This window comes from Rhizobium sp. CC1099, from assembly GCF_029714385.1.
Lineage (GTDB): Bacteria > Pseudomonadota > Alphaproteobacteria > Rhizobiales > Rhizobiaceae > Rhizobium.
The window spans coordinates 1,200,394-1,219,742 of sequence record NZ_CP121642.1 but is presented as its reverse complement, the minus strand read 5'-3'; the positions used below and the strand labels follow the sequence as shown (position 1 = coordinate 1,219,742).

The window sequence follows — 19,349 nt, the reverse complement described above, 5'->3', positions numbered from 1 at the left end:
CGAAACATGTATATACATAATAATCGGGTGACAAGTGGAAAATTGGGCGTTTCCATGGAAAAGAAAGATGGAAGGCCGACAGGAAGGGAAAAGACGATGACGACACTTCATGCGGCGACTGCGCTCCTGCCTAAGGGGTGGCAAAGCGACGTACGTCTCACAATTGATGGCGGCCTTATCGCGAAGATTGAGGTCGGCGCGAAGGCCGAGTCGAGCGACGAGTGTCACAACCTCCTTGTTCCTGCGATGCCCAACCTGCACAGCCATGCCTTCCAGCGCGCCATGGCGGGCCTTGCTGAAGTCCGTGGTCCTGCAAACGACAGCTTCTGGAGTTGGCGGACGGTCATGTACAGGTTCGCGCATTCGATGACGCCGGAGCATGTCCAGGCCGTTGCCGCACAGCTTTACATGGAAATGCTTGAAGCCGGCTTTTCGCGCGTCGGCGAATTCCACTATCTGCATCATGACAAGGACGGCAGTCCTTATGCCAATATTGCGGAGTTGGCGGAACGCATCGGCGCGGCGAGCGAGACGGCCGGTATCGGCCTGACATTGCTACCGGTCTTTTACGCGCATTCGAGCTTCGGTGGTGCTGCTCCCCTCGAAGGCCAGCGGCGCTTCATCAACTCGCTTGAGAGCTTCGGCAAGCTGATGGAGCGGGCTCACACGATCACCCGCAAGCTGGAAGGCGCAAAGATTGGGATTGCGCCACACAGCCTTCGCGCCGTCACGCCTGATGAGTTGGCAAAGCTTTTGCCGCTTGCAGAAGGCGGTCCGGTCCATATCCACGTCGCCGAACAGGTCAAGGAAGTGGACGATTGCATCGCCTGGTCAGGCGCAAGACCCATCGAGTGGCTCCTTGAGCATGCGCCCGTCGACCACCGCTGGTGCCTCATCCATGCTACCCACATGACCGAGGATGAAACGCGGCGCATGGCAAAAAGCGGATCGGTCGCCGGTCTCTGCCCCATCACTGAAGCCAATCTCGGCGACGGGGTTTTTCCAGCGCCGATCTTTCTCGAAGAGGGCGGGCGTTATGGCATTGGTTCGGACTCGAATTTGCAGATTACGCTTGCCGGGGAACTCCGCCAGCTCGAATATTCCGAGCGCCTGGCGCTTCGGGCCCGCAACGTGATTGCAGAAACCAGCGGCTCGACGGGCCGCACGCTGTTCGATCACGCGCTTTTAGGTGGTGGTGCCGCGCTCGGTGCTGCCGGGGGCCTCGCCGAAGGCAATTATGCGGATATCGTCGCGCTTGACTGCAGCACGGTGCCTTATCTCGCACATGATCAAATCCTCGACCACTGGATATTCGCCGGCAGCGTCGCTGTCGATTGCCTCTGGGCCCTTGGCCGCAAACAGGTCGAAGCCGGCCGTCATCGGCAGCGCGAGGCGATCAGTCGGCGTTTCCTCGCTGCGATGCGCGAACTGCTTGCCGCCTAAGTCTTTCCTTGCTGCTGCATTCGCAATAGAGCAGGTGGCGCGAAGCGGAGAGAATGATGAACGACAGCAAGGATGCGACCCTGCATCAGCGCATTTTGAGCGAGATCGAAGGTCGCATCGTTTCGGGCGAGTGGCCGCCGGGCTATCGCATCCCCTTCGAGGTCGATCTCGCTGCGCAATACGATTGCTCACGAATGACCGTCAACAAAGTCCTGACGCAGCTGGCGAAGGCCGGGTTGATCGAGCGCCGCAAGAAGTCCGGCAGCTTCGTCACCCAGCCGCAGGCGCAGTCCGCTGTGCTGGAAATCCACGACATCAAAGCAGAAGTTCAATCGCTGAATTTGCCGTACGCCTATTCGGTCACAAAAAACGCGAGCCGCAAAACAAAGGCGGATGACAAACTCGATCTTTCGGTCGGCGGTCTCGTTAAAGAGGTCGTTTGCGTCCATTTTGCGGGTACCCGGCCTTTCTGCCTGGAAGAGCGCCTGATCAATCTTGGCACCGTTCCGGAAGCGGTTGATGCCGACTTCGGCGCAATCGCGCCTGGCCCCTGGCTTCTAAAACAAGTTCCGTGGAGCAAGGCGGAGCACAAGATTTACGCGTTTGCGGCTGGTGCTGAGGAAGCCGCAGCACTCGACATTCCCCGCTCTGCGGCCTGCCTCGTCATCGAGCGCCGCACCTGGAGCAGTGCCGGGCCTGTGACGCATGTGCGCCTTACCTATCCCGGCGACCGCCATGCGCTCGTTGCCCGTTTCAGCCCGGCCTCCTGAGAATTCGCAGCAGGTCTATTGCGAATCATCCCACAAATAGCGGAAGTAAACATCAAGATGACTTCCGGCCGATGAGATGCGCTACGAAATCGACAATACCCTGCTGAAGAGCCTGCTGCCCGCATTCGCGCTGGCGGAGGATATGCTGGCCAGGCTGGATGAGAGGGTGGCCCGTTCGCCGGTCGGCGCTGGTTTTGCCGAGCGCGGCCACTTTTTCGACGCTGCAAGCGCGCTCTGGGTTGCTGGAGAACTCGTGCATGTCGAAGACCTGGTGCTGCATGACGCGCATATGGACAGCCGGACGCCGAGCCACGAGCTGACGATTGCCCATGCCGTGCTGCGCGCACGGCGTCGCATCTGGACGGCCGACCCCATCTGGGCGCTGAGTGGCGCCGGATTGAATGTACTTGCCGGCGCCGGTCTAGAGGATGCGGGGCGGGCACCCGAGGTAAGGAGCACGCTAGCGTCGCCTGAAGAGGAAAAGGACGAAGGCGAAGCGCTGCTGTCGATGGAACTTGCCGAGATCGACGCCGTACTCGCGCGCTCTCAACGATTGCTTGACACTCATCTCGGCAGAGGTTCTAAGGTGGAAGAAAGGCCGAAGGAGACGCCTGCCGATCCGCTTGGCCTGTTCGGCGACGATGAATGGGACGAGGCCCAGCGTCTATCCGATTGGCGTGCGGTGATTCCGCTCGCCGAGGAGCTGCCTGCCGCCTTAGGCGCAGCCGTCCTTTTCGAGGCCTGGGAGAGAACCGAACCGCTTCGACGTCAGCACTGGCTGGGCGGCCTTCTGGTTTCGAGCTATCTACGATCACGGGGCAAGGTCGCCTCTCATCTCTTTTCCTTCTATGCCGGATTGAAGGTAATCCGCCATGAGCGCCGCCGCTCGCGCGATCGGGCGACGCGCCTGCTCGCCTTCCTGGAGGCAATGCGTGAGAGTGCGGCGGCCGGCCTGAAGGATATGGATCGTTTGTCCCTTGCCCGCACCCAGATGGAACTGCGGTTCAGGGATCGCCGCTCGAACAGCAGCCTGCCGCAGCTTGCGGAATTCGTCCTTTCGCGGCCCATGGTCTCCTCGACGATGGTTGCCCGTCAGTTGCGGGTGACGAGCCGGGGCGCACTCAATCTTCTCAACGAGATTGGCATCCGCGAAATCACCGGCCGCGGACGCTACCGCGCCTGGGGTATCATCTGACACAAAACGAAGACGGCCGGGCATGAGGCCCGGCCGTCTATTTTTCAGTGAACGCCCGGCCCGCCACCTGTCACAGACTACGGACCGAGCGTTCTTGCGCTTCCATTGCCCCCAGAAGCGCAGTCTTTATTCCCGCTCTCCCGTGAAATTGAGCAGGAGCTGGAAGATGTTCACGAAGTTCAGATAGAGCGAGAGCGCGCCGAAGACAGCAAGCTTCTGGTTCGATTCCTGATCGTGATTTTCCGAAAACTGTTCCTTGATGTTCTGCGTGTCCCAGGCGGTCAGGCCGACGAAGACGAGGATACCGATCACCGAAATGGCGAACTGCAGCGCGCTCGAACCCAGGAAGAGGTTGACGATGCTGGCGATGATGACGCCGATCAGGCCCATGATCAGAAACGAGCCGAAGCGGGAAAGATCACGCTTTGTCGCGTAGCCATAGAGACTGGTCGCGCCGAACATCGTCGCGGCGATGAAGAAAGTGCGCGCGATGCTCGTGCCGGTAAAGACGAGAAACACCGAGGCAAGCGACAGTCCCATTACCGCGCAGAACGCCCAGAAAGTCATCTGCGCAGCACTTGCCGACATCGTCTGGATGCGGAACGTGAAGAAGAAGACGAAGGCAAGCGGTGCGAGCATCACCACCCACTTCAAGGGTGACTGGAAGATCGGCACGTAAAGGGCCGGCGTGCTGCCGACGATGAAGGCGACGATCCCGGTGATGACCAGGCCGAGACCCATGTAATTGTAGACGCGCAGCATATGCTGGCGGAGGCCCTCGTCGAAGATAGCCTGCGAGCCTGCGGCGGAGCCGTAGCCGTATCGCGGATTGTTCGGATTCATGTTGATCTCCTCGGGTTGACACTAGTAGAGCGAACGGGCTAGCCCTTCGGCAGCCCGATCGAGTTCAAGATCCTTGTCGCTGGCAATCAGCGCATAGGCGACCTCGCCGATCTGCCAGTAAGCAGCCTCGGCATTGTCGAGCGCCAGATGGCTGACCGGCTGAACAGCAAACGCGCCGGGCCGCACGGCAAAAAGCGAAAGCCGCTTTCCGTCCGGTTCCCGGATTGCCATTTCGACACTGGGGCCGAACTCAGACGGAAAGATCTGGACATCGGAAACCTTCCAGTCTTTCGGGAGCTCCGGCATCGCGATTGCGGTCGCCGCACGAATGTCGTCGGCATTATATTGCGCCGCCGGCTGCGAAGGCATCGTTTCGCGAAGCTTGGCTGTCTGGTAGGCGCGCACCGCATCCTCGACGTAGGGCGGGGCCGGAACGGATGCGGCCACCTCCGTCGCAGTAAAGGCACCAAAGGATGTATGCGCCACCCAGCCTGCCGTCACGAGCACGCCGACGGCGGCAATCCGCTGAACCGAATGCAAGATACGGCCGTAAGAAAGACCCCGCTCCAGACGCCGTGCGGCATCGCGGGTCTCGATCCGGCCAAAGGCGTTCTCTCCGGCAAGCGCCAGACGCAGCTCGCCCTTGATGCTAAGATCGGCCATTACCTTTGCGGCAATCGCCGGATTCTCAGAGAGATAAGACTCCACCTGGATGCGGCGCGCCACGTCCAGTTCGCCATCCACATAGGCGTCGAGATCGGCATCGATGATCGGATCAACTGCTTTCATTGCCGTTCCTTCCGATTAACCTCAGGTGCGAGGCACGCGGCGTCGCTGCCTCGAATTCGCGAAGCTGGGCCCGGGCGCGCGCGATGCGCGACATCAGCGTTCCGACCGGGATGCCGAGAGAGGCTGCAGCTTCTTGGTAGGAAAGATCCTCGATCGCAACGAGATGCAGTGCTTCGCGCTGTTCTTCCGGCAGGTTGAAGAAAGCATCGCGAACCTGCTGAAGTCGCACAGCGTGTTCCTGTCCCGCCGGCAGCGACTGGTCTGCCTCGATGGCTGCCTTATCGTGGCGGCGCGTTATAGACCGGTTCTGACGAACCCGGTCGATATGGGCGTTGTGGAGAATGGAAAGCAGCCAGGTCCTCAGGTTGCCGCCGCGCCTAAAGCTCTGCCGCTTCTCGAAGGCACGCACCAGCGCATCATGGACAAGATCTTCGGCGTCATCCGAATTGCGCACCAAGGCACGCGCATAGCGCCTCAGCGCCGCGAGCTGCCCGATGACGTCGAATGGCCGTTCTTTCAGTTCCATGATTGAGTATACGACTGTCCGTGAGGTTTTATTCCAGTTCTTCTGAAGTTTTTTAACGGATGGATGGAACTCTTGCGGCAAGCTCGTCACTTCCGTGCTTGCTGTGTAGGAGGCGTCGTCCGCTCTCTATCGCAAGAAACAGATTCCGATGGCCGAAGCCGAGGCTCAGATCCAGGAATTTCTGCGGTCTGCAGAGATCGCAGTCGTATCGATAACATTGCCTCAGCGCCTTTGAAAAATAGGGCCGCCATCGTTAGTAACCGCAACAGTGCGCTCAATCTGGCAGATTGTTTTCACTATGCGGCGGCAAAGGCAGGCAAGATGCCGATCCTGACGAGGGATGCCGGTTTCGCGCTGACCGATCTCAAGAGAAATGGTCCTGATTTCTAGACGGTTTTTCCATCCGACAACTCCTCCAGAATTGGACAATCCGGCCGGCCGTTGCCGTGGCAGGCATGCACCAGATGCTCCAGCGTCCGGCGCAGTTCCATCAACTCGCGGATCTTGCGATCAATCTCATTGAGCTTGCCTTGCGCGATCTCCTTCACATCGGCGCTTGCTCGGCTTTTGTCTTCGTAGAGCGCCAAAAGCTGGCGGCATTCCTCGACGGAGAAACCCAAGCCACGCGAGCGCTGGAGGAAGCGCAGCTTATGGACATCGACTGCGGCATAGTCGCGATAACCGTTTCCGCCCCTGCCGGGGCGGATCAGGCCGATATCCTCGTAATAGCGGATGGTCTTCGATGGCAGACCGGACCGGTCCGATGCTTCGCCGATGTTCATCCTCTTGTCCTTTCAGAGTTTCTGGAGCCTCAGTCTCAACGCGTTGCCGATCACGGAGACGGACGACAGGCTCATGGCCGCTGCGGCAATCATCGGCGAGAGCAGTAGGCCGAAGACCGGGTAGAGCACGCCCGCGGCGACTGGCACGCCAAGCGCATTATAGCCGAAGGCGAAGCCAAGATTCTGGCGGACGTTGCGCATCGTCGCCTTCGCCAGCCGCCGGGCACGCACGATTCCGTTGAGGTCACCCTTCACCAAGGTAATGCCGGCGCTTTCCATCGCAACATCTGCGCCCGTTCCCATGGCGATACCGACATCTGCAGCCGCAAGCGCCGGAGCGTCATTCACGCCGTCGCCGGCCATTGCAACGACCGCGCCCTTTGCATGCAGTTCGTCGATCAGCGCTTTCTTGCCTTCCGGCAAAACGTCGGCGCGCACTTCATCGATCCCGAGGCTTTTTGCGACGGCGCTTGCCGTGCGCTCGTTGTCGCCGGTCGCCATGATGATGCGCAGCCCGCTTTCGTGCAACGCGCCGATCGCCTCGGCCGTCGTCGCCTTGATGCGATCGGCAACCGCAACGAAACCCGCAAGGCTGCCGTCGATGGTGACGAACATTACGGTCTTGCCTTCGTCACGCAAGGCGCGGGTCCTTTCGGCAAGCGGCGCGGGATCGATGCCGAGATCACTCATCATCGCGGCGTTGCCAAGCGCCACGGCCGTATTGTCGGCATTGCCTTTTACGCCTTTGCCGGTCACAGCCTCGAAGCCGGTGACATCAACCAGTTTGACGTTCCGCTCTTCTGCGCCGGCAACGATCGCTTCAGCGAGCGGATGTTCGGAACCGCGCTCCAGGCTCGCCGCCAGCAGCAGCAGCCGTTCTTCGCTTATGGCGTCCATCGGCCCGACGTCGGTAAGACGCGGATTGCCTTCGGTCAATGTGCCCGTCTTGTCGACGATCAACGTATCGACCTTCGAAAAACGCTCCAGTGCTTCAGCATCCTTGATTAGCACGCCCTCCTGCGCGCCACGGCCGGTCGCAATCATGATCGACATCGGCGTCGCAAGGCCGAGTGCGCACGGGCAAGCGATGATGAGCACGGCAACTGCGGCAAGCAGTCCATGCGCCATCGACGGCTCCGGTCCGAAAATGGCCCAGGCGAGGAAGGCAACAATCGCTGTTAGAACGACGACAGGCACGAAAATGGCCGAGACCCGGTCAACTGCGCCCTGGATTGGCGCACGCGAGCGCTGTGCCTTGGCGACCATATCGACGATACGCGATAACATTGTTTCCGCGCCCACGCGCTCGGCCGTCATTACGAAAGTGCCGTTGCGGTTGATCGTGCCGCCGGTGACAGCATCGCCTTTTGTCTTTTCAACGGGGAGCGGCTCACCGGTGATCATCGATTCATCGACGGTTGATCGCCCTTCGCTGACCGACCCGTCGACCGGCACGCGCTCGCCCGGCCGCACCCGCAGCCGGTCGCCGCTTGCGATCTCGTCCACTTCGATGTCCGTTTCGCTGCCGTCGGCACTAAGGCGGCGCGCCGTCTTTGGCGCAAGGTCGAGCAGCGCCCTAATGGCTGAGCCCGTCCGCTCGCGCGCCTTCAGTTCCAGCACCTGTCCGACGAAGACCAGCGCCACGATGACGGCAGCCGCCTCGAAATAGACAGGCACCGTCTCGCCGTGACCTCTGAAACTCATGGGAAAGAGGCCGGGCGCAAGGGTGGCGACGACGCTGTAGACATAGGCGGTACCAACGCCGAGGCCGATCAGCGTCCACATGTTCGGACTGCGGTTGAGGAGTGAGTTCCAGGCCCGGCGGAAGAAGGGCAGGGCCGCCCAGAGCACGACAGGGGTTGCGAGCAAGAGTTCGGTGAAACTCACCAGCGGTTCGCCGATCGCATCGCGCAACGGCAGTCCGATCATCGGACCCATGCTGAGTACGAGCAGCGGAATGGCAAACGCGGCGCTTATCCAGAGCCTCCGCGTGAAATCGGCAAGCTCCGGGTTCGGACCCTCTTCTGTCGGCGGAATACCCATCGGTTCCAACGCCATGCCGCATTTCGGGCAGTCGCCAGGGTGATCGCTGACGACTTCCGGATGCATGGGGCAGGTATATTGCGTACCCTTGGGCATAGGCTTCGGCCCCTGCCGTTTTTCCTGACGATAGATTTCTGGATCGGCCTCGAACTTTGCCTTGCACCCTGCCGAGCAGAAGTAGAATTTATCACTGTCGTGCTTCAGGAAATGCTGCGCTGTCGCGCGATCGACGGACATGCCGCAAACCGGATCCTTCGCCGTCAGATAATCTTTCGGATTGGCTTCGAATTTCTTCCGGCAACCGTCGCTGCAGAAATGATAAGCGTGGCCCTGGTAATTGAGGCTCGGCTTGCCCGCGTCCGGATCAACCGTCATGCCGCAGACGGGATCGCGTGCCAAAGCGGCCTCGCCGAGATTGTCCAGGCTTTGGTGACAGGAGCAATTGCTACTTCCGTGGTGATGATGATCTTGTGTATTCATAGGCTTCTCCTTTGCCCGGACAGGCAGTGGATAGGCTTATGAACCTTCCAGCAACTGGAAGGTCAAGCGATAATTTCATGGTCCTCGGTCGGTTCCGACAGGTTCGATGAGCGCCACAGGCTGGCTGCCAAGGAGCGCCGAAAGTTGCAGCTGGCCTACCGGATCAAGAATTCGACCGGTCAGGAGATCGCAGCGGCGACCTTCAAGGAAGGCCGGCACCTGAATTACCGTATCGTTCCAGAATTCCGGACCGGCGAATAAAACGCCTGGATCGAGCCAGCCGAGCATCAACCGTGGAACGACGGTCATCGCATAGGTTCCGTTCAACTCTCGCGCAAAGGCGACAACATGATCCTTGCGGCCGCCTGACACCTTAAGCGGAACATAGTTGCCTTTCGCAAAAAGCTCCGGCTGCCGCTTTCGAAGATGAAGACCGATTTGGACGATGCGCTGTTTCAGCGCGGGCACCGTCAGACTTGCAATTGGCGTTCCTTCTAAGAGGCTGGCAAACAAGGCTGTCATGTCGACAGGCCTGCGGTTATCAGGATCGACGAAGCTCAAATCCAAAAGCTCGGCCCCCTGATAAATATCTGGAATGCCGGGCGCCATCAGCTTAATCAGCGTCTGTGACAGGCTGTTTAGATAGCCGGCCTCGATGAAGGGCCGCATGACCGCTCCGAAATCCTCGTGGAAGACGAGATTGGTCGATGAAAGCAACGCTGTTGCATAAGCTCTGACCGCCGCCTCGTATCCGGCATGCGGCTCATTCCAGTTCGTGCCGAGCTTTGCTTCACGGATCGCCTTTTCCGCAAAGGCCGTGAAGCGCCCGATCAGCGCTTCGGCCTCTCCGTTTAAGAAATCCTCCGGCCATATCCCGGCAAGCGCCTGATAGAGCATCCATTCGACATTCGGTTCCGGCGTCAATCCGCCCGGCAGTTCGATCAGACGGTCGCGGTTCATCTCGCGCCAGCGCTCCACCGCCTGCGCCCAGACATCGGCTCCTTCACTCAAGGTATAAAGCCTCGCACGCGCATCCTCGCCGCGCTTGGTATCGTGCGTCGATGTCGCCGAAAGCCCGTGCGGATTAAGCTTCGCGCGCTTAAGCATCAGCGCATGGAAAGCCTCGACGCCGCCCGGCTTGATATCCGGATCGCCGCCGACTTCGTTTACCGCAAGCAACCGGTTGTAGCGATAAAAGTGCGTGTCCTCCATTGCCTTGGCCATGACCGGTCCGCTCAACTGCTGGAATCGGCGGCGGAATTCTTTCGCCGCTGCTTCCCGTACCTCGCCTTTCAATAGCCTTGCCACACCGTCGATCGCCCGCCGGTCGGCAAGCCTTACAGCCGCGCTGGAAATGACCCTGCTGAGCACGTCCGCATCCCGTGCATCAAGCGGACCCTTGCTGCCATAGATGCGATAGACGGGAAAGGCGATCAGCGATTCGTGGATAGCTGCCGCAATTGCGGCGCGGTCAAGGTCGGGATAAAGGCCATGGACGATCTTCACCAGCCGCGTCGTCTCGCCTTCGAAGTTCCGCTCCACCATCAATTGCTTGGCCGCGCGAAGACCAGCAGTAATATCGGCCATATCCGGGGCAATATTCGTATAGGCGGTACCAAGCTGTTGCAGGCCGCCGCCGTCGACGAAGAGATGGCCGAGTGCCGAAATGAATTCGTAGCCGGTGGTCCCGGCGATCGGCCAGCTTGCGGGCAATGTCTCGTCATGGCCGAGGATCTTCTCGACGACTATATAGGTCTTGGGTCCTGTCTCAGTGCGGAGCCTTTGCAGATATTGCTTCGGATCGGCCAAGCCATCGATATGGTCGAGCCGCAAACCCTCTACCTGGCCGGACCGAACGAGTTCGAGAATGAGCCGATGGCTATCTTCGAAAACCTGCTCGTCCTCAACGCGCAGGCCGACCAGACCCGTTACTTCGAAAAACCGCCGGTAGCTCAGATGTCTGGCCGCCTCTTTCCAATATGTCAGCCGCCAATGCTGGGCCTGGTGTAGGCTGACGATCAGCTCTTGGTCTATTGCGAGGTCGACCAACGCCGGCTCATCTGCGCTTGCTGGAACAAGATTGGTGCTGTCGGGGTTCAAGGGCAAAAGCGTATCGCAGTAGCCAAGCGCCAGTTCGCCGCTTTCCGGATCGCGCTTAAGCCGCAACTCGCCATCAGACAGTGCATCCTTGAACGGCTTGCCGAGGATCGGCAGGGTGAGCCGTTCGCTCCAGTCGATATCGAAATGGCGCGCATAGGGGCTTTCCCGGCCGAGCTTCAACACGCTTCGCCACCAGGGATTTTCCGTCGAGGCGGCCATATGGTTCGGCACAATGTCGAGGATGAGGCCGAGCCCGGCGTCTTTCAAAGCATGGCTCAAGCGGTCAAAGCCCTCGCGTCCGCCGATTGCCGGCTCGATTTCATTGACATCGGTTACGTCATAGCCATGCGTGGAACCGCTCGTCGCGGCAAAGATCGGCGAAGCGTAAAGATGGCCGATGCCAAGGGCTTTGAGATAGGGCACACATTCGATGGCCCGGTCGAATGTCATGCCGTTGCGGAATTGAATGCGGTATGTCGATGTCGGAAGCATCATGTTCGCCTGCCGTTCCGGAGGAGACGGCCCGGAACGGTGATAACGGGCCCTTTGTTCCCACCAATTCCAAGGTTTAATCGATGAAGACACCGACGCTTGCGGCACGGCCCATCGCGTCGATCACCGTCAGTTTCGAGTAGCCGCCACCATCCGGCATCCATTGGTTGGTGCGGCGGCGAGAAAGATCGGACAGCGGCTTGCCGTTTGCAAGCCAGCGGAACGGCGCCCGACCGCCGTGCAGTTTCAACATCAATGGCGAGAGATCACCGCTTCTTGCGCCGAGGTCGACATGCGCGCCCTCCGGTGGATAGACGATCTGCGGTGCCTGTTCGCGGCTGGAGGTGGAAGGCAATCCGTTGGCATTTATCGAGAAACGCCGCTGGCTCACCGGCAGATCCGCCTGGGCGAAGCGCACTGCGCCAGAAGGCGGGCGTGGCAAAGGTGTGGTTGCAATGCTCGACTTTGCAAAGGCCTCAAACAGGATGGGGGCTGCCGTGCCGTAACCGGTCGACCCCGGCACCGCGCCATTGTCCGGCCTTCCAACCCAGACACCGAGCACATACCGCCCGTCGTAGCCGACTGACCATGCGTCGCGATAGCCGTAGCTGGTCCCCGTCTTGTAGGCGATGCCGCGCTGCGGGGCGCCCGTCGGTGGGATGACGCTGGAAAGAATATCCGAAACATTCCAAACGGCGACCGGCTCCAGCAACGGCTCGCCGTCCATCTTGCCGGGCTTTGCAGTTACACCGTCGCCGATGCGAACCGGCTCGCCCTTGTTGGCAAGCGCCGCATAAAGCTGCACGAGGTCTTTCAACGTGATACCTACGCCGCCGAGCCCAATCGCCAGTCCCGGCGCTTCGTTCGGCGGCAGGATGGGGCGAACGCCGGCGCGGCGGAAGCGCACCAAAAGCCGCGCCGGATTGACGGCGTCAAGCAGCCTGACGGCCGGCACATTCAACGAAAGCTGCAATGCCTCTCGGACCGTTACGTCGCCTTGATAGCTCATGTCGAAATTGCGCGGCCGGTAACCGAAGAAATCGGCTGGCCGGTCCTCGATGATCGTTTCCTGGCTGACCAGCCCCTGCTCGAAGGCAAGTCCATAGATGAAGGGTTTCAGTGTCGAGCCGGGCGAGCGGCTGACACGCGTCATGTCGATCCAGCCGGAACGGCTCGCGTCGAAATAGTCCGCCGATCCCACTTCGCCGACGATCTCGCCGGTGCGCGCATCGGCCATCACGATTGCGAGAGAAAGTTTCGGACGAAGTTTCATCGCGGCACTTTTCGCCGTCGCTTCTAGTCCTGCCTGTATCTGCTTCTTCAGCGTCGTGCGATGCTCGCGCTCGTTCGGCTTGCTGCGAAGGGCTGCTTCGGCAAGATGCGCGGCAAGAGCTGGAAGCTGCATGCGCGTTGCCGGAACGAGTGTCGCCTCGGCGCGCTCGGCCTCACCCTCGCCGATGACTTCGGCCACGGCGGAGCGCTCAAGAACGCGTTTTCGTGCCGCTTCCGCTGCCGCCAGGTTTTTGTCGGGGCGTCGCCGCTCAGGAAGCTGGGGGAGGGCAACGAGGAGGGCAGCCTGCGCCACCGTCAGCCGCTTCGGCTCCTTGCCGAAATAGGCAAGGCTTGCGGCGCGCACGCCTTCCAGATTGCCGCCATAGGGTGCATGCGTCAGATAAAGATCGAGAATCTCTTCCTTCGAAAGCCGCCGCTCGATCTGGACGGCGCGTATCACCTGCAGGATTTTCGCCGAAAGCGAACGTCCGGCGCGCGGTTCGATCAGCCGCGCCACCTGCATGGAAAGCGTCGAGGCGCCGGAAACGATGCGGCCGTTGGTGACCAGCTGCAGGCCCGCCCGCCCGATCGCCAGCGGATCGATGCCGTGATGCTCGTAGAAGCGCCGGTCCTCATAGGCGATCAGCATGCGCATGAATTGCGGGTCGACATCCGCGACCGTGGTTTTCAGACGCCAACGGCCTTGCGGCGTCGCAAAGGCGCGCAGCAACTGACCGTCGGCATCGAGCACTTCGGCCGACACCGCACCGGTCATTTCGAGCGGCGGCGGAAAGACCCTGTCGGCAGCGTCCAACGCGAAGAAAACCGCGCCGGCAAGAATGAAACCGGCCGCAGTTCCAATCGTGAGCTTGCGCCAGAGCCGCATTATCGTGCTGCGACAACCTCTATCTTGCCGGTCGCGGTGCGAGCCGAATATTCGGGGCGGTACATATCTTCAACGGTCGCCGCCGGATGGTCATAAACGCCTGGGGTGACGGCCCGCACGATATAGGCGACGTTGATTTCACGGTTGTCGTCCGAAGTCCGGTTGAAGGCCGCAACGAAGCGATCGTTGCGGAATTCGGTGTGCGCCGCCGTCTGTTCGCCGATCCAGTCGAAATTGGTGAGCTGAGCGCTGTCGACCAGGCTCGGATTATCGATCTGGAGGCCGGCAGGCAGCAGATCGGTCATGACGACACGCGACGGCCAGGCGTTGGTTTCGGTCACGTGCAGCACGACCACATAACGCTCGTTCTGCTGCGCCTCACTGATATTCACCGGCTCGCCATCAAGCGTGTAATAGGTGCGCTCGATGGCAAAGCCGTTGCCGCCGGCAGGCAGAGGCGTGACGGGCGCTGCGACTGTCGTGACGACCGCCGATACCGGATCGGTCGTTGCGCTCGTCAGTGTCAGGGGATTGTTCATCAGCGCGTCGCCGCTCATCTTCGCCATGTAGGCACCGGTATGCAACGCGCCGTTGACGTCCACTTTCAGCGAATCATCGCCGCTCTGGATCGCGCGCGCGGCAAGCAGCGTCCAGGCCTGCTCCTGGGTGCTCGTCCACTTGCTGCGGTCCCACTCCCTGCCGACGGCCTTTGCCAGTTCCGGAATGACTGGCGGGACAGGGCGGCTTTCGGCCGCAAGTGCCAGGATGGCCGCACCGTCGCGCAGGATCGAGCCGTAGTCGGTGCGCGAAAGATTGACGCGATGAACGATGGAATTTTCGGTCATCTGCAAAGCGTCGACGAAGATGTTCTTCGAACGCGTCGCATCTCCGTAAAGTGCCAATGCCGCGGCGATATGCGCCTTGGCAAGCGGCGTCGGGAAGTCGTTGATCATCGTATCGGCGTAGTAGCGCAGATCGCTGATCGAGGCCTTCCTGTTGCGGGCAAGAACATAGATTGCATAGGCAATTTGATCGCCTTGCGTCTTGACGTCGACGTCGTAGCTCAGCGCGTTCTGCAGGTTCTCGAGCGCTTGGACCAGCGCACGGTCGGGCACATCGTACTTCTCTTCACGCGCCCGCGTCAGGAAATCCGTGACATAGGAATCGAGCCAGAGATCGCCCGAATCCGGTCCCCAAAGGCCGAAGCTGCCCGCCGATGCCTGATAGGACAGCACACGATAGATCGCATCCTGGACGCGCTTCTTCACGTCTGCATCGTCTTCGAGCCCGTTTTGTTTTGAAAGCTCGCTGAGATAAAGAAGCGGCAGGGCGCGGCTCGTCGTCTGTTCGGCGCAGCCGAAAGGATAACGGTCGAGCGACATCAGCAGTGCGGGAATGTCGAAGGCGGCCGAACGCGTGACGTTGACGCTGACCGAGGCGCCCGGCAAAACGCTGTTGGCCAGAAGTTCCTTGTCGACCCTCAGTTTCGCCCCTGGTTTTAAGGCGATGACGCGCCTTTCGGTCACGGGCAGTGACGATGGGCGGACTGGTACGTCGACTGTCTGAGCAAGCGACAGTCCAGATGCATCCGACAGGTTGATCGAAACAGCGCCGTTGCCGGGCTGCTTGCCGATCACCGACAGCGTGAAATCGGATTTCGCACCGGCATCCAGATGGATCGTGCGCGAAGCTGCGGCCTCCTCGATGCCGACGGCTTCGTTGCCGGTCAGCTGCAGTTTGAAATCGCCGGCCGGCGCATCGGTATTGGCGATGTCAAGGCGCAGTTCCGCCTTGTCGCCAGGCGCCAGGAATTTCGGCAGGCTGGCGGTGACGACCACCGGATCTCGGATGACGATATCCTTGATGCCGTGGCCGACTCCATCCTTCGACCAGGCAACGGCCATGATACGCGCCGTGCCGTTGAATTGCGGAATGTCGAAGCTGACATTGGCCTTTCCGTCGGCGTCAAGCTTCACGGGACCGGAGAAGAAGGCGACCAGTTTTTGCGTCGGTGGGCTGCCCTGCAGCGCCACCGCGCCACCATCGCCGCCGGTTCTGAGCTTGCCTGTCGCGCCGAGCGAACCGTCAATCAGCCGGCCATAGAGATCGCGGATTTCAAGACCGAGCTGGCGCTGGCCGAAATACCAGTCCTCGGGGTTGGGGGCCTCGTAGCGCGTCAGGTTGAGAATGCCAACATCGACGGCGGCAACCGTGACATAAGCATCCTCATTGGCTCCAGCACCCGTCACTGCAAGGCTGATGTTCAGCGGTGCGCGCGGCAGCATCTTTTCCGGTGCATCGACTGCGACCTGCAGCGCGCGCTGCTCGGGATCGACCTTCAGCCATTTGATGCCGATCGAGCGCATCGGCATATGGCTGTCCTGTGCGTCGCCCGGACGGAAGAGGGTTGCTGTCACATAGGCGCCAGCGCCCCATTCGGCGGTGACTGGGATCTCCACTTCACCCCCAGTCTCGCCGATCGTTGCATTTTGTACGGCAAGGAGGTTTTCCGTCCCGGCCGTCACCATCAACCCGCCGCCATAACGGGAAGAAACCTTGAGCTTCGCCGTCTCGCCGGCCTTGTAGCTCTCTTTGTCGAGCGCGATCTCGAGGCCGTCCGGCGTTTCGGTCGAGACAGCCTCCACCATCCAGCCGGCGTCGAATTCGACACTTGATGTCAGGCCATCCGCGTCCGGGCTTTCGACTTCAAGTCGATAGCGGCCCCAGCCAACCTGGGACGCTATCTTGCCGCCGTCCAAGCCGGCATCAGTCGTGCCGCTGGCAACCTGGCGCGCATTGAAAGCGGTTTCGTATTTCCATGCCGTGCCTTCCCGATACCATTGGTATTCGCGCTCAAGGAGCGAAAGCTTCCAGCGCAGCCCCTTCATTTCCTGCTTCTGGCCGTCGGCCGAGACGCCGATCACGTTGAAGCTGGCGATCGAATTCTCGGCTATATCGCCTGAAAATTCAGGCTTGATGCCGATCATCGGTCCCTGGTTTTTGACCGGGATCAGCAGCGTGCGCTCCAGCGCCCGGCCGCCCGTTTCTTGCATGCGGATATAGACCGTCGCGTTCAACAACTGCGTGGTTGCGGGAAGATCACCGACCGAAAGATCGGTCGTTGCTTGGCCGTTCTCGTCCAATTCCGGCAGGCCTTCGATCGCCTGGCGGCTTTCCTCGTTCGCCTCCTCGTCAGAAAGACCAAAGAAGTAGCCCGGGAAGGTTCGGCTTTCGCGAGTCGGCTTGATGACGACATCGCCTTCAAGCGTCAGGCCGGCTGCCGGCGCGCCGTAGAGATATTTGCCGCTGATATCGATCGTTGCCGGCGTATCGGGACCGATTTCCTTGGCTTCTGTCTTCAGCTCCAGGTCGGTGCGATCGGGTACGAAATCGTCGACGAGGAATGTTCTGCTGCCGATCGGCGACCCCTTGGGGTCGGTATGGACGTTCATTGTCCAGCTGCCGCGCATGGCATTTTCCTGGATCGGGAGATCGATTAAATAGCCGCCGACGTCGCTGCTTTGCCGGACGATGCGCCGGTCTTCGACGCCATCGGGACGCATGAAGATGAAGGTCAGCGGCAGCTTTTCGATCGCCCTGCCATCCGTATCGCGAGCAAGGGCGGTGGCATGGACGGTTTCGCCCACCCGATAGATCCCGCGCTCGGTCCAGGTCATGACATCGATCGCCCCGGGCGAGGCTCGTCCCGTCACGCCGCGATCAGACAAGTCGAAGCCTGCCCTCGTCATATCGAGGAAGACGTAGTCGGACGCCCCGTTCCTGGCAGCCAGGACTGCTGGAGCGAGTGCTGCCGTGCCGCGCAGCAGCCCGGCAGTGAAGGTGGCTCGGCCGTTTTCATCCGTCGTCGCGGTGCCCAGAACCTCGTTGTTCTTGGCAAGCAGTTGCAGCTCGACGCCGGCGATCGGCTTGGCGGAAGCGAGCGAGCGCGTAAAGACGTTGAGCCCGTCGGTTCCGGCGTAGGTAGTAACGCCGATATCGGAAACGACGAACCATTGTGTCGCCTTGGAATCCCACTCGTTTTCCGGCTTGTCGGCAGGCGAGGCGATCAGCACATAGATGCCCGGCTTGCGCGCGGGCAAGGCTTCATCAACGGGGAAGCTGGTGACGACATCCTTGTTAAGATCGTTGGCGATCTCGATCGAACCCTGCCACACGAGCTCGCCGCTTTCATCCTGAATGCGCTGCGCGCTATAGCCGTCGAGCTGCGTCAGGAACTGCGAACTGGTAAGAAGCGGGGCAATACCGCGATCGCCAATGCGGTAGAGCTTGAGGTTGGCAGTTTCGATATTGACGCTGACGAGCGGAATGCCGCGGCGCGCCGTCGAAGGCAGCACGAAGCTATCGCCGGTAAACCGCACCATTTGACTGCGGTCCTTGACGTAGACATCGAGGCTGACGGGTGCGTCCAGGACCTCGTCGACGGAAGAGGGAAGGCCGGTGCGGAAGCTAATCTTGTAGGTTTCGCCGTGACCCAGGCCCTCGACGCAGATCTGCTTGTCCTTGGCTTCGAGCGCCTTGGGGGCTTGTCCGTTCAGCGTCACAAACGGTGCATAGTCGACCGTCTTGACGAGGGATTCCGAGAACGTCACGCAGGCACGCGGCGTTGCGCTGTCGGCATCGACATTGTGTTCGGTGATGCGGAAGCCCTGTTCCGACTTGAGCTTGAGATAGGCCGCCTGGACTTCCCTGGAGCTTGCCAGCGCAAGGCTTGCCTTATAGGCGTTGAGGGCCGCGCGGAAATTCGAATTCTTGGCGAGCGAGGTCGCAAGCACGGCAAGAGCATCTGCCCGCTTTGAGGCTGTGCGCGTCAGTTCGTAGCCGTTCAACCCATCGAGAAGTGCCTGGCCGAAGGCCTGGCTGCCAGTGCCGCCGAGCGAATTTGCGGCGCGGGCCGTCTCCAGCCAGAGATCGGCATCGTCGGGCGTCAGCGCCAGCGCGCGATGGAAAGCGTCGATCGCGCCTGCGAGGTTGTTGGCGGTAAGATCAAGGCGCGCCGTTGCTGTCAGGCTGTCGACGGTCTGGCCCGGCTGAGCGTCGGTGAGCGCCAGATTGGCCTTGAAGTCGCGGGCTTGTTGCATGATGTCTTCTGAGAGAAAGCTGAGGCGAGGGGGCGCACCGATATCGGGCTCGCGCGGTCCCGCAGTCGTTTCGACGATCCGACCGGCAATTGCGCCTGGAAAAGCGTTCATCGTCTTGAAGTCGGACTTCAGGAAACACCAGTTCACCTTCGGGTTATAGGTGAAAGCCTTGCAGCTCTTGTCGCCAATGCATGCGGTTTTGCATTGTTCGAGGGAAACGTTCTGCTCCGTCCGCAGATCGAAGCCGAAGAAGTCGGCGTCCTTAATCGTCTGGATATCGCGCTTGGTCTCCGCAGCTGTCGCGGGAAGGCTGGCCGCGATGGCTAAAAGTGCAATGGCGGCGGATGCGAAAAACGAGCGTACAGACATAGGTTTCCCCCCGGTCGCTGGCGCTGGATTGGGGCACTCTCCTGCGGCCGAAAAGACTTGTCAATACAACTTCAAATTTAGAGCTGCTTTTTATCAAAGACTTACGCCGATCTTAATGTTTTATTAGTATTAACAATGGCTTAATCGAAAAATAATGCGTATCGGCTCGGAACATATCCCGCGGTTGCCCGTTATCCGGTCAAGTTCCGCCGGCCACGGCCGACTGGTGCGAAGTTTTTCGCGTGCCCGGGCCGGCAAGG

Annotated in this window: 11 protein-coding genes; 3 read left to right on the top strand and 8 right to left on the bottom strand. The window is 60.5% G+C overall.

What is annotated here, in order from left to right; all coding sequences use genetic code 11:
• Positions 1–96 precede the first annotated feature (96 nt).
• The 3 genes from QA644_RS27000 (at position 97) to QA644_RS26990 (ending at position 3,408) form a co-directional block, all read left to right on the top strand.
• Positions 97–1,443 carry a formimidoylglutamate deiminase gene (locus tag QA644_RS27000; RefSeq protein WP_283073954.1) on the top strand — a complete coding sequence of 449 codons (1,347 nt, stop codon included), beginning with the start codon at positions 97–99 and terminating at the stop codon, positions 1,441–1,443.
• Positions 1,444–1,499: 56 nt separating this feature from the next.
• A complete protein-coding gene (gene hutC / locus QA644_RS26995; RefSeq protein WP_194731936.1) occupies positions 1,500–2,213 on the top strand; it encodes a histidine utilization repressor in 714 nt (237 codons plus the stop codon).
• Positions 2,214–2,289: 76 nt separating this feature from the next.
• A complete protein-coding gene (locus QA644_RS26990; protein WP_194731160.1) occupies positions 2,290–3,408 on the top strand; it encodes an RHE_PE00001 family protein in 1,119 nt (372 codons plus the stop codon).
• 126 nt (positions 3,409–3,534) lie between these two features.
• Here the strand turns inward: QA644_RS26990 and QA644_RS26985 are convergent, their stop codons facing one another.
• From QA644_RS26985 to QA644_RS26950, 8 genes are all read right to left on the bottom strand, one after another.
• Positions 3,535–4,251 carry a Bax inhibitor-1/YccA family protein gene (locus tag QA644_RS26985; RefSeq protein ID WP_074071892.1) on the bottom strand — a complete coding sequence of 239 codons (717 nt, stop codon included), beginning with the start codon at positions 4,249–4,251 and terminating at the stop codon, positions 3,535–3,537.
• Positions 4,252–4,272: 21 nt separating this feature from the next.
• Positions 4,273–5,040 (bottom strand): anti-sigma factor, encoded by a 768-nt coding sequence (locus QA644_RS26980; protein WP_194731161.1) that lies wholly within the window; start codon positions 5,038–5,040, stop codon positions 4,273–4,275.
• Positions 5,027–5,566 carry a sigma-70 family RNA polymerase sigma factor gene (locus tag QA644_RS26975; RefSeq protein WP_074071890.1) on the bottom strand — a complete coding sequence of 180 codons (540 nt, stop codon included), beginning with the start codon at positions 5,564–5,566 and terminating at the stop codon, positions 5,027–5,029. The genes QA644_RS26980 and QA644_RS26975 overlap by 14 nt, the downstream gene beginning before the upstream one ends.
• A 386-nt stretch (positions 5,567–5,952) precedes the next feature.
• Entirely contained in the window at positions 5,953–6,348 is a 396-nt protein-coding gene (cueR, locus tag QA644_RS26970) for a Cu(I)-responsive transcriptional regulator (RefSeq protein ID WP_074071889.1), read from the bottom strand.
• Positions 6,349–6,360: 12 nt separating this feature from the next.
• The gene (locus tag QA644_RS26965) at positions 6,361–8,871 is read right to left on the bottom strand and encodes a heavy metal translocating P-type ATPase (RefSeq protein WP_283073953.1); all 2,511 of its coding nucleotides are present in this window, start codon (positions 8,869–8,871) and stop codon (positions 6,361–6,363) included.
• Between the two features lie 75 nt (positions 8,872–8,946).
• On the bottom strand, positions 8,947–11,466 hold the full coding sequence (gene treY / locus QA644_RS26960; protein ID WP_283073952.1) for a malto-oligosyltrehalose synthase: 2,520 nt from the start codon (positions 11,464–11,466) through the stop codon (positions 8,947–8,949).
• Positions 11,467–11,539: 73 nt separating this feature from the next.
• Positions 11,540–13,621: a penicillin-binding protein 1C gene (pbpC, locus tag QA644_RS26955; protein ID WP_283073951.1), complete on the bottom strand. Its 2,082-nt coding sequence runs from the start codon at positions 13,619–13,621 to the stop codon at positions 11,540–11,542.
• Positions 13,621–19,089: an alpha-2-macroglobulin family protein gene (locus QA644_RS26950; RefSeq protein ID WP_283073950.1), complete on the bottom strand. Its 5,469-nt coding sequence runs from the start codon at positions 19,087–19,089 to the stop codon at positions 13,621–13,623. Before QA644_RS26950 ends, pbpC begins: the two co-directional genes overlap by 1 nt.
• Positions 19,090–19,349 lie beyond the last annotated feature (260 nt).